The organism is Methanoregula sp., assembly GCF_003170075.1.
Taxonomy (GTDB): Archaea; Halobacteriota; Methanomicrobia; order Methanomicrobiales; family Methanospirillaceae; genus Methanoregula.
This window is the reverse complement of sequence record NZ_PMZU01000012.1, coordinates 1-11,931: the sequence shown is the minus strand read 5'-3', so window position 1 is coordinate 11,931 and position 11,931 is coordinate 1. Positions and strand designations below refer to the sequence as shown.

The 11,931-nt window shown below is 53.3% G+C and carries 11 protein-coding genes; 4 read left to right on the top strand and 7 right to left on the bottom strand.

Translation table 11 applies throughout. From position 1 onward, the window contains the following. Nucleotides 1–221: 221 nt before the first annotated feature. Nucleotides 222–1,028, bottom strand: a complete 807-nt coding sequence (locus QZN75_RS00885) for a 4Fe-4S binding protein (protein ID WP_292423528.1) — start codon at nt 1,026–1,028, stop codon at nt 222–224. Nucleotides 1,029–1,170: 142 nt separating this feature from the next. Between QZN75_RS00885 and QZN75_RS00880 the strand changes: the two genes are divergently transcribed. Continuing rightward, nucleotides 1,171–1,434 (top strand): hypothetical protein, encoded by a 264-nt coding sequence (locus QZN75_RS00880; protein WP_292423525.1) that lies wholly within the window; start codon nt 1,171–1,173, stop codon nt 1,432–1,434. Between the two features lie 268 nt (nt 1,435–1,702). On the opposite strand, the gene QZN75_RS00875 is transcribed toward QZN75_RS00880, so the two are convergent. The 5 genes from QZN75_RS00875 to ercA all read right to left on the bottom strand — a co-directional run bounded on the left by QZN75_RS00875 (nt 1,703) and on the right by ercA (nt 9,450). Next, nucleotides 1,703–2,119 carry a secondary thiamine-phosphate synthase enzyme YjbQ gene (locus QZN75_RS00875; protein ID WP_292423533.1) on the bottom strand — a complete coding sequence of 139 codons (417 nt, stop codon included), beginning with the start codon at nt 2,117–2,119 and terminating at the stop codon, nt 1,703–1,705. Nucleotides 2,120–2,401: 282 nt separating this feature from the next. After that, entirely contained in the window at nt 2,402–4,894 is a 2,493-nt protein-coding gene (gyrA, locus tag QZN75_RS00870; protein ID WP_394339482.1) for a DNA gyrase subunit A, read from the bottom strand. Continuing rightward, nucleotides 4,884–7,037: a DNA topoisomerase subunit B gene (locus tag QZN75_RS00865; protein WP_292423522.1), complete on the bottom strand. Its 2,154-nt coding sequence runs from the start codon at nt 7,035–7,037 to the stop codon at nt 4,884–4,886. Before QZN75_RS00865 ends, gyrA begins: the two co-directional genes overlap by 11 nt. Nucleotides 7,038–7,184: 147 nt before the next feature. Beyond that, nucleotides 7,185–8,309: a PAS domain S-box protein gene (locus tag QZN75_RS00860; RefSeq protein WP_292423520.1), complete on the bottom strand. Its 1,125-nt coding sequence runs from the start codon at nt 8,307–8,309 to the stop codon at nt 7,185–7,187. Next, nucleotides 8,293–9,450, bottom strand: coding sequence for an alcohol dehydrogenase-like regulatory protein ErcA (gene ercA / locus QZN75_RS00855; protein ID WP_292423517.1), 1,158 nt, complete (start codon nt 9,448–9,450; stop codon nt 8,293–8,295). The genes QZN75_RS00860 and ercA overlap by 17 nt, the downstream gene beginning before the upstream one ends. A 459-nt stretch (nt 9,451–9,909) precedes the next feature. Between ercA and cbiM the strand changes: the two genes are divergently transcribed. From cbiM to QZN75_RS00840, 3 genes are all read left to right on the top strand, one after another. After that, a complete protein-coding gene (cbiM, locus tag QZN75_RS00850; protein ID WP_292423515.1) occupies nt 9,910–10,638 on the top strand; it encodes a cobalt transporter CbiM in 729 nt (242 codons plus the stop codon). A 10-nt stretch (nt 10,639–10,648) separates the two neighbouring features. Beyond that, nucleotides 10,649–10,996 (top strand): PDGLE domain-containing protein, encoded by a 348-nt coding sequence (locus tag QZN75_RS00845; protein WP_292423514.1) that lies wholly within the window; start codon nt 10,649–10,651, stop codon nt 10,994–10,996. A gap of 144 nt (nt 10,997–11,140) precedes the next feature. Continuing rightward, the gene (locus QZN75_RS00840) at nt 11,141–11,314 is read left to right on the top strand and encodes a hypothetical protein (protein WP_292423513.1); all 174 of its coding nucleotides are present in this window, start codon (nt 11,141–11,143) and stop codon (nt 11,312–11,314) included. Between the two features lie 108 nt (nt 11,315–11,422). Here QZN75_RS00840 and QZN75_RS00835 read toward each other — a convergent pair whose 3' ends face one another. Next, on the bottom strand, nt 11,423–11,764 hold the full coding sequence (locus QZN75_RS00835) for a hypothetical protein (RefSeq protein WP_292423510.1): 342 nt from the start codon (nt 11,762–11,764) through the stop codon (nt 11,423–11,425). Between the last annotated feature and the right edge of the window lie 167 nt (nt 11,765–11,931).

Genomic DNA, 11,931 nt, shown 5'->3' with positions numbered 1-11,931 from the left:
AAGGCCAAGGCAGAAGAGCTCTCCAAGCAGGCGGCTGCGGGTAGCAAAGACGCCAAGAAGAAACTCAAGAAGCTCGAGAAAAAGATCAAGTAAGCCTTCTTTTATTTCCAATTATTTTTATTTTCCTTTATTTGGGCTGATATCAAAGAATATAGATCTGCACGTCGCAAAATGTCCGTATCATGAGGGGAGCGGAAGGCTCAATTTTCAAATAAAAAAAATTACTGCGACCCGTATGACCGCACATGATCACGGGTGCTGCGGTACTGTTTAAAATCCGGATTTTTTTCATCGTACATCTTTACATCAACCCGGCCGTACTGTTCACGGTCCTTCCCGACAGGACAGACCTTGATGCAGCACCCGCACGGGGAAAGAAACCGCTGGAGCAGTTCCTCCGACCGGATAGCGCAGGCGGTCTTGTCAGTAAGTTCCCGCGGGTAACCACCTTTCTGAACGGCAGAGACCGGGCAGACCTTGACACACCGCTGGCACCGGGTGCAGAGCGGTTCTTCAAGCACCCAGTCTGTAGGGAATTCGGCAGTGGTCAGGATCGAGGTAAACCTGACCCGGGGGCCATACTGCGGAGTGAGGAGCATGTTGTTGAGCCCGAAGTTCCCGAGGCCGGCACAGTACGCCGCATGCCGGTGGGAGAAGAACGCAATCGGTTTCTCCTTGAGGACACCAATCGACCCGTACCCGTCCCGGGGCACCCAGACCGACGGGTAGCCTTTCTCAGTAAGGAATGTCGCGATGCGATAACCGCAGGAGTCAAGCTCGGCATTGACTGTCCGGTACAGTTCGTGATACCAGATAGAGGGGGCAGTATCCACGATTGGCAGGCTGACCGGAAACCCGATTACGATTACGGTCTTTGTCCCGGGAAAGACAGAGGCAGGACGGAATGCTTCAGGAACCCACGGTTCAAACGGGGGATCATTCCAACGATCAGCCGGGGCAAACCCCACGAGGGGGATGTCCATACCGTTGCATTTCCTGAGGATCTGACGCCGGAGGATCGTACTCATGGATCAACGGTTGCATGGGTAAGGATAAGAGGTTGTCCATATGCCGTGGAGATCAGCGTGGAAGACCCGGGATGTCGGGCCATATCAGGGAGATATATTTATTATGCAGCATACAGACTGATTGACCGGGTGCACTGTAAAAATGGCTTTTATTCCCGATCCTGTTATCATCGTCAATCTTGTCCTGTGTATCATCATTTTCGTCTTCGGATATGCAGCATTCCGGAAGAGCAATAATATGAATCCGTTCCTGATCGGCATCGCGTTCGGCCTGTTCGGGCTGTCGCATCTCAACACATTGTTTGGCCTTACGCTCTTCCCGGAGATCACCTTTGTATTGCTCCGGCTCTGCGGGTATGTCCTTGTCGCTGCGGCACTGTACATGTCCTACAAGTCACTCTGTTGAGAGAATCAGAGTTTCAAACATTTTTGTCCTCAAAGCCAATTGTTGACAATCTATTCTTTCCTGGTGCAGGTGGGTATTTTTGTCCAGTTTTCCGTACGAGATGGCGCTTTTCATCACGGGAACCGTACGGGAATAAAATCACGTTCAGAGATCCCGAAAAATTCACGGCATGGCTGGGATAATACCGGTTTTTCTCTCACTCAAATCCTGAATGTGACCCTGTATCATCCGGAATTTATCGCGTGCAGATAGCGCTGGTATCACTGTGCTATTCTCCGGTAATAGTGCAGACTACGGTCCGTTCCCGGCCCGCGTTTACATCCAGTTCGAGAAGAACGATCTGCTGCCATGTCCCACAGCAAAGATTCCCGCCTGCAACAGGAACCACAAGGGAGGGGCCAACAAGCGCCGCTTTGACATGCGAACGCCCGTTGCCGTCACCCCACTTCATGTTATGGGCATAGTCTGTATCATCTGGCGCAAGCACCGAGAGTGCCCGGGCGAGATCCGCTAGAACGCCGGGCTCGTACTCGATCGTGGTTAGCGCGGCGGTCGAGTGCTGCACGAAAAGATGTACCAGTCCCTCTCGTATGGCGCTCTCATGGACCGCTGCGATCACCTCCGGAGTCAGGTTATGGATCTCGCCTTCACGTTTGGTGGAGACATGGATAATCTTCCGAAACATCGGCATCACATTTTCCCGTTTCCCATGTATGCAGATAGTTCTTTTGAGATCTTCACCTTTAGCGGGTTCATGACAACCAGCAATTGCTGATCGGTGATAAGTAGTATCCTGATTTCTGACAGCATTTCCTTAATTGTACCGTGTCCGTTTTTGCAGACAGGATCGACGGATCAGTGAGGACCTAAGAACGTCTAGCAATCAATCCGGAGACCTCCCCTGGGATAGACTCCCATAAAAGATTTTGATCCGGGTATTTCAGGAAACCAAAAAAAGAGAGAAAAGTTACGGCTCAACCGGGGTGTCAGGTTCAGCGACGTCTGCGACATCAGACTCCGGAACGATAGCGACACCGATTACTTTGTCTTTCTCATCGAGGCGCATGATCCGGACGCCTTTGGTGCCACGCCCGATGATCCGTATCTCGCTTACCCGGGTCCGCATGACGACACCTGCTGCAGTCATCACGACGATCTCATCAGTATCCGAAACAGCACATGACATAATAACAACCGCTTCACGTTCGAGCGAGATATTCCTGACTCCCATCGTGCCCCTTCCGTGCCCGCGGAACTCGTCAAACTCAGTCCGTTTCCCGAACCCGACGTCGGATATGGTAAGCAGGTGATCTTTTTCAAGCAGGGTGACCGCAACGATGGTATCCCCTCCACGCAGTTTCATGCCTCTCACACCAAATGCGCTCCTTCTGACAGTCCGCACCGTTTCCTCGTGGAACCGGAGGCTCCGGCCGAACCGGGTGGTGAGCACGAGCTCGTTCGTTCCGTTCGTCGAGATTACCTCAACCAGCTGGTCGTTCTCACGGAGTTTAATGGCATTCGTGCCGATCGACCGGGGAAAGGAAAACTCGGTCTGCGGGATCTTGATGACCTGCCCCAGTTTCGTCGCGAACAGGAGGAACCGGTCTTCGCGGAACTCACGGATCGGAATAACGGCCGTCACGATCTCTTCTTTTAAGTTCAGGAGGTTCACGATCGGTTTACCCTTTGCCACACGGGAACTCTCGGGTATCTCGTAGACCTTGAGCCAGTAGACCCTGCCGAGGTTCGTGAAGCAGAGCAGGTAATCCTTCATGCCGGCAACAAAGACCGAATCAACAAAGTCCTCCTCTTTAGTGGTCATGCCGGTGATACCCCGGCCGCCACGCCGCTGCTGGCGGTAGGTGTCGAGGTCCATGCGCTTGATGTAGTTGGCGGTGGTGATCGAGACGAGCACGGTCTTGTCCTCGATCAGGTCTTCGGTGGTAAGGTCGCCGGTCGCGCTTGCGATCTGCGTCCTCCTCTTATCTCCGAATTTCTCGGCAATATCGGTAGTCTCCCGCCAAATCTCGTCTTTTATCGTGGTTTCGCTTGAGATAAGAGTTGTGAGCCGTTGGATCTCTACCACAAGCCCGGTCTTTTCATCGATGATTTTCTGCTGCTCAAGAGCCGCGAGACGGCGCAGCTGCATCTGAAGGATCGCATTTGCCTGCACCTCGTCAAGCCCGAACCGTGAAATAAGCGTGAGCCGGGCGTTTTCAACAGTGTCAGACCCCCGGATCGCGGCAATCACTTCATCGATCCGTCCGAGCGCAAGGAGCAGCCCTTCGAGGATATGGACTCTCTCCTGCGCCTTTTTGAGATCAAACTCTGAACGACGCCGGATCACTTCGATCCGGTGCTGGACAAAGGAGGAAAGGAGGCCATGCAGGGTGAGCACCTTGGGCTGGCCATCAACGATTGCAAGGTTGATCACCGAGAAACTGGATTCGAGCGCCGTGTGCCGGTAGATGTTGTTTAAGATAACCGGCGCCATTGTACCCTTCCGGAGCTCGAAGACGACCCGGATACCCTCCTTATCGGACTCGTCGCGAAGATCGGAGATGCCATCAAGCCGTTTCTCTTTTACCATGTTTGCAATGCCTTCAATCCACTGGGCCTTGTTTACCTGATATGGGAGCTCGGTGACGATGATCCGGTCGCCCCGGTTGCCGCCGTCGGAATCCTCGATCGTCGCCACACCACGGACGACGACCCGGCCCTGCCCGGTCATGTAGGCATTTTTCATCCCGTCGGTGCCCATCATGATGCCACCAGTCGGGAAGTCAGGACCCGGCATGACCCGCATGAGTTCGTCTACGGGAACCTCCGGGTTTTCGAGGTATTTTATGACCGCTAAACAGACCTCGCGGAGGTTGTGGGGCGGCATCTTGGTCGCCATACCGACCGCGATACCATCCGTGCCGTTCACGAGAAGTTCCGGTATTTTTGCGGGGAGCACGGTCGGTTCCTTGAGGGATTCATCGTAGTTAGGGACGAAGTCGACCGTCTCCTTCTCGATGTCCTTTAACATCTCCTCGGCAAAGGGGGTGAGCCTGACTTCAGTATACCTGCTTGCTGCCGCAGAGTCGCCATCGATTGACCCAAAGTTTCCCTGTCCCTGTACAAGCATATGCCGGTAAGAGAAGGGCTGGGCCATTTTGACAATCGTGTCGTAGATGGAGGAGTCGCCGTGAGGGTGGAACTTACCCATCACTTCACCGACAACCCTTGCGCTCTTTTTGGTGGGCTTGTCGCTGGTGTTACCCATCTCCCACATCGCAAAGAGCGACCGGCGGTGGACCGGCTTGAGGCCGTCCCTGACATCGGGGATTGCACGTCCGATAATGACGCTCATCGCGTAGTTGATATACGCGACTTTCATCTCCTTTTCAATACTGATCGGCTCGACCCGGTGGGTGAGCGGACCGGATGCGGGGGGCATGTCGCCTTCAGATGTCAAGGTTGGTCACCTCTTTTGCGTGGCGCATGATAAACTCTTTTCGTATGTCCACGTCCTTTCCCATCAGCGTCTTGAAGATCTCGTTTGCCTCCATTGCATCCTCGATATTGACCTGCCGGAAGATCCGGTGCTCGGGACTCATGGTCGTGTCCCAGAGCTGCTGGGCGTTCATTTCACCCAGACCCTTATACCGCTGGACGGAGACTCCCTTCTCGCCCATTTCTGCAGAGAGTTTTTTCATGTCCTCTTCGGTAAACGCGTATTTTTCCTCTTTTCCCCGTGCGATCCGGAACAGGGGCGGCTGGGCGATATACACGTAACCAGCCTCGATGATTTTGAGCATGTACCGGTAGAAGAAGGTCAAGAGCAGCGTCCTGATGTGCGCACCATCCACATCAGCATCGGTCATGATGACGATGTGATGGTACCGTGCCCGTTCGACATCGAACTTATCGCCGACCCCGGTCCCGATGGCAGAGAGCAGTGTCTGGATTTCAGCATTCTTTAAGATCTGGTGTTCCCCGGCCTTTTCGACGTTGAGGATCTTACCCCGCAGAGGGAGGATTGCCTGGAACTTCCTGTCCCGCCCCTGTTTTGCGCTGCCACCTGCAGAGTCCCCTTCCACGATATAGATCTCGCTTTTCTGGGGATCGCGTTCCGAGCAGTCGGCAAGCTTGCCGGGCAGGCCGGAGCTTTCCAGAGAACTCTTGCGGCGTGCGAGTTCCCGGGCGTTCCGCGCTGCCTCGCGTGCCTTTGCTGCCGAGAGCGCTTTTTCGATGATGATGGCGAGCACCTTCGGATTCTCGTCAAAATACTGGCTGAGCGCCGCATAGACAAGCGAATCCACGATACCCCGGATATTGCTGTTCCCAAGGCGCATCTTGGTCTGGCCCTCGAACTGGGGATTTGCCATCTTGACCGAGATCACCGACGTCATGCCCTCACGGACATCCTCGCCCCGGAGCGTGAGCGTCGCATTCTCTTTAATCAGGTTATTGCGTTTTGCGACCGTGTTGATGGCCCGGGTGATCGCGCTCCGGAACCCTTCGAGGTGGGTGCCGCCCTCGCGGGTGTTGACGCTGTTGACATAGGAATACACCTTCTCGTCGTATCCCGTTGTGTACTGGAGGGCAACCTCGATCTCGACCTTATTCTCGGGGTCCTTCTGGGTGATATCGATAGGGACAGGGTGGAGGCACTCGGTCCCTTCGTTTAAGTATTTCACGAACTCCGAGAGCCCGCCGGTGCAATAAGAAGCGCGGGTGCCGGTACGTTCATCCGTGATACTGATGGTGAGGCCGGCGTTTAAGAAAGCCAGCTCGCGGAGCCGGGTGGCAAGGGTGTCATAATCGAACGTAACGGTCTCGAATATGGTCGCATCGGGCCGGAAGATAATCCTGGTACCCGTAAGTTTCTGGCCGAACTCTGCAAAGAAACGGGTACGGTCCTCTGCTTCGATAACGACGGGATCTACCGGCACTGCCGGTTCAGCAGGGGGCACAGGTACTACAGATTCTCCCGGCACTGCCAATTCAGCGGGGGGTACTGGTGCTACAGGTTCTGCGGGCCCGCACAGGCTCTGCTGGACAGTTACATGCACGGTGCCCCGGGTAAACGCCGCCGGTGCGCCGTACCACTGCTGGTACCGTACGAGCGCCTCGTTGAGCGTCTCTTCCCGCTGCATGAGGGGGCCGGTGGGAATGCCCCGGGCAAAATGCATCTCGTAGATATTGCCGTTCCGGTAGACCCGGGCAGTAAGGTTCGAGGAAAGGGCGTTTACAACCGAGACACCGACCCCGTGGAGACCTCCCGAGACCTGATAGGTGGCCTTGTCGAATTTGCCACCAGCATGGAGGACGGTAAGTACCACTTCGAGAGCACTCTTATGGTTCTTTTCCATCGTATCGACCGGGATACCCCGGCCATTGTCCTCAACCGACAGCGATCCGTCGCCGTTGATAACAACGGAGATTAAAGTACAGAACCCGGCAAGCGCTTCATCGATGGAATTGTCCACGACCTCGTACACAAGATGATGGAGCCCCCGGGTATCGGTGCTCCCGATGTACATTGCAGGGCGCTCGCGTACTGGCGTAAGCCCTTCGAGTATCGTGATGTGGGATGCATCGTAGGTATCAGTCAAAGGAAACCTCCTTTTAAAAAATCAATAAAAAAATTTCCTGAAATCAGCACAATAATTATTGGTGCTGATACAATAAAACCCTGCGGTCAAAAAAAAATCAGGCGTGAAGGTTAAAAGGAGCAGCCGGAATTTTCATGATAAAAACTGTCAGGGATTCCGGTACCCGCCTTTTGGAACCCGGATCACAAAACGCGTGGTCTCCATGTCACCGGTCTCCTCGATGACAATACCGGTCATATCGAGGATCTCCCGGATAAAAAAGAGATTTGGGCAGGATGTTTTTGCCGGGGCCCAGACAAACAGGGACTCTTTCTGGTCAGGAGGGACACCGGTCCCTGATTTTTGCAGAATAAGCGTGAGGTCTCCTGGAGTCTCTGCGTGGGAGATCTGGACCGGTTCTGTGATCCCCCCATGGGTATAGAGGTATTCCATCAGGTGCGTGAGCCCTTTTTCCAGCAGCGGATCGGAAAGGATCTCAAGCCGGTCCATATTCGTCATGTGTCTGATAGGGATAGGCGGGAGATGCGATATTGCATAGAGCAGTACCCGGGAAAAGTTCTGCCAGCGGGGGGTCTGGACCCCGAGTTTCTGGTAATTTTCAGCTAATTCGATCTGTCCCTGGATCTCACCGGTAGTGTTCTGGAGTTTGTCCAGTACCGAGATCTCTTCAGGGTGCTTTGCGATCTGCCGGATCACCTCGAGATATGCCCGCACAATAAAGATCTTGCTTTTGATATCCATGCGGGTCAGGGAGTTAATCAGGTTGAGCTTTTTCTGGGTTGCAACAAGCGCACGCTCATACCGGATCCGTTCGCTGATATCCCGGGCAACGATTACGCCGTAACTCTGGTTGTCGAATGTCACAAAACGTATCAGGAGCTCAACCGGGATCACCGCTCCCTGTGATGTGCAAAGGGTGGTTTCGATCTTCTCCTGCGTCCCGCTGACAGCGGCCTTTGAGAATGTCTTCCGGAACTGTTCGCGTTTCTCGGGAGCAAGAAGAGTGAATAGTTCCATACTGAACAGCTGGGCGGTGGTGTACCCCAGCTGGGCACAACTGGAATGGTTTGCATCCACACACCGGTTGTCCGGGGTCTGTACCATCAGGATCATATCGTTGGTTTCATCGATGAGGGCCCGGAACCGTTCGAGTTCGAGAAGCCGCTCCTGGAGAAGAGGATAATAACTTTTGTGGAGCGAAGTCTCCCCCATCCCGATGATCCGTTCCCTCAGTTGTTCCCGCTCATCCGGTTGTTCAGAGGGCTGATTCATAGAGTGCCTCGATCTCGCTTTTTATTGGATTCTTGGGGTTGGTCGCCATGCAGACATCATGCATCGCCTGTTCTGCAAGGAGCGGGATCACCTCTTTTTTCACCCCGAGAGCCCCGAGGGTCTGCCCGACACCAAGGGCGGTGCGGAGCCGGTGTATTTCTGTACAGATCATCCCGGCCCGCTCCTCTTGAGGTACGGTGTATACGGGGCAGCCCATCGCTTCACCGATACTGTTGTACCGGTCCGGTGCCGATGAATAATTATAGGTGATAACCGTTTCCAGTAAGAGGGCGTTGCACTCGCCATGGGGAAGGTCGAGGTACCCCCCCAGGCTGTGCGCCATCGCGTGTACGGCCCCGAGGCTCGCATTGGAAAACGCGAGACCGGCATACAGGCTTGCAAGCATCATCTCCCCCCGCAGGGAAAGATCCCGGGGGTGCTCCACCGCATTTTCAAGATTCCGTTCGACAAGACGAATCGCTTCGAGAGCATGGAGATCGGTTAAGGGAGAACTGGCGTTGGACACGTACGCCTCGATCGCGTGAGTGAGTACGTCAAGACCGGTATATGCGGTAAGTTTCCGGGGCAGGGTAAGGAGGGTTTCGGGGTCGATGAGCGCGACATCGGGGACCAGTGTCTTTGAGATGATCGCGATCTTTACCTTCCTCTGCGTGTCGTTGATGATGGCAAACTGCGAAACATCGGCACTCGATCCGGCGGTGGTCGGGATGCAGATCAGGGGGGGAGGTGGTATGATCACTTTATCCACCCCTTCAAACTCCGTGATGGGCCGTTTGTTTGAAGAGACAATGCCGATACCCTTGGCACAATCGATGACCGATCCCCCGCCTACGGCCACGAGTGCAGAACATCCGGCCTGCCGGAAGATCTCTGCCCCCTGCATGACATTTTCTGCCCGGGGATTGGGCATGACCTCGGAAAAAATCTCAAAACTGACGCCGGATTCTGTGAGATCGGCACCGATCTCTTCGATCATACCGGTTTTTCTTATGCCCTCATCCGTGACGAGCAGTACGTTTTTTGCCCCGAAGTTTTTTACATACCGTCCGGCATAATGACGGGCTCCGTTACCAAAGAGCAGTTCGGGTGCCACAAATTTCCGTAATTCAAACGATCTCATGGCACATGCACAACACAGAAACAGCCTGTTTTCATGGAGGATTCTCCAACCCGCTCGAAGCAGGATTCACGTGGTAGATAAGAGGGTTAGGGTTATTTATAGATAATGAGGGGACGCAAGAAAAGTCGGGGAATTGACGTAGTATGCCCTGCCTTGTGGAAGGCACATGTTCGATCGTAAATTTGGTTCTTTTGCAATCCTCTTTTTTAAGGGAAGATCAACGCCGTTCACACAGGATGCAAGGGTGCGTGGTTTTGTTTTCCCTTAAAAAAATCGCACCCGGGTGTTCCGTAGATTTTTTGAGATGTAATAAAACAGATTACATCCTGCACATCCAGAGTGTGGAATACGCTAAAGTTATGAGAAAATTTCGCAAACAAAAACAATTCGGTAGTAGTTAGTGCTACGAAATAGACAGTTTTTTATAACCCGACAAAGTTATAGTGATCTGGTGTTGCTATGCATATACCTGATGGATACTTAGGACCGACAACTTTCATCATCATGTACATCGTTATGATTCCGATCTGGCTCTATGCCGGATACTGGGTACAGAAAAATCTTCGGTCCAGGCAGGTGCCGTACCTGGCACTGGGTGCTGCATTCTCGTTTGTGATCATGATGTTCAACGTGCCGGTTCCCGGCGGCAGTTCGGGGCACGCGGTTGGCAGCGCACTGATCGCGATCATCCTTGGCCCCTGGGCGGCAGTGGTGTGCACATCAGTCGCACTTCTCATCCAGTGCCTCGTCTTTGGTGACGGCGGCGTCACCGCATTCGGGGCAAACTGTTTCAACATGGCCACGGTTATCCCGTTTACGGGATACTTCATCTATAAACTCATCGCAGGGAAATCACCGATCGCCTCAAACCTGAGGATCGCTGCCGCTGCGATTGGCGGGTATTTCGGATTGGGCATCGCTGCCGGTGTAGCCGGCTTTGAGATGGGCATCCAGCCGATTCTTGAACACACGGCCGCAGGAGTTCCGCTCTACATGCCCTACGGGCTCAATGTCACGGTGCCGGCAATGCTGATTGATCATTTGGGTTTCTTCTGCTGGGTAGAAGCGATAGTCACCGGACTGGCATTTGCCTATATTGCGAAAAACAACCCGGAGGTCATCTTTAACCATTCTGAAATTGAAAAGAATGCAAAAAAAGAGGCCAGCCCGGGAGGGGCAACGGCGTGAGGTGATGGGAATGGATGTTATGAATGCATTCAACAAACTGGACAAGACATTTAAAGTTCTTGTTATTGCCCTCATTGTCCTTGTGGCACTCGTACCCATTGGATTGATCGCAACCGGAACGGCTTATGGGGAATGGGGCCCTGACGAACTCCAGCAGGCGGTAGGCTATGTGCCGGCCGGACTCCAGCAGCTGAATGGGCTCTGGACTCCAGTGCTGCCCGATTATAATTTCCCAAGCGGGGGCGATACCCTTCCGGAACAGACCCCGGGTTATTATGCCTCGGCGATTATTGGCGTTATCGTTGTTGGCCTGATTGCATATGGCATCGGCAAGGTCATCATCAAGAGGAATGACTGATTCCCCAAAAATTATCTCCTCTTTTTTGCATTTTTAGGATAAAAACGGGAACACAGTGTGGATTTCATAAACATCGCGGGATCTCTTTATTGAGGAGATAATCAGATCAGATATCCTGCACATCTGCAAATCGGAAAATGTGCCATGTCAAAGAAAAAACCACCAGCAGTTTCGCGTACCGGGAAGATCCTGGCCCGGATCCAGTGGATCACAGGATGGATGCATGAGAACCAGAACTGGGTTTACATTGCCATCATCGGGTTCTGTCTCTCGGTAACGATCCTCTACAAGCTCTCTCAGGGATACGGTGCGCAATAATCTCCCAGGAATTCTCACTGAATCTGACTGCCGTATTACACTGTGCCATCTCGTTTGGCGGTACAGATCAAAAAAAAAGAGTGAAGAGGGATGTGCATACAGTGGCGGTCAGAACTCTTCTGCGATCCCGTATCCCCATGCATAGAGATTTGCCACGGGATCGTTTTTCGGGAAGAGGTTGCAGTCAAGACCCCTGACTCTTAAAAACCGGTCTGCCATTGAGGGAGACAGCGGGATAATTTTTTCTTTGACGGTCCTGCTATTGGACCAGAGATGGAGATAGTACGTGATCCTCTTGTCCTGATCGACTGCTACATGCATATAGAGATCTTTTCCTGTTACCTTTGCCTCCGGGGTGTCAGAGACCGGACGGGGTGCGAGATAGAGACACTCGTCATACCGCGTATTGACCGTTGTCCTCCGGCTGCCATCATACAGTGGTTGTTTCATTCTCATTACCTGCCTGCTGTTTTCCGGGATCATTCCCCAATGAGCCCGGTTTTTTTAGCGGACAAACAGCACGAATCCCGCAGCGATATCTTGTCGAAGAGTGAGGAGATTTCCTTTTTAGTCAAGGCATATCTCCGCAAGGGAACATGGGGCGGCCATGTTAATAA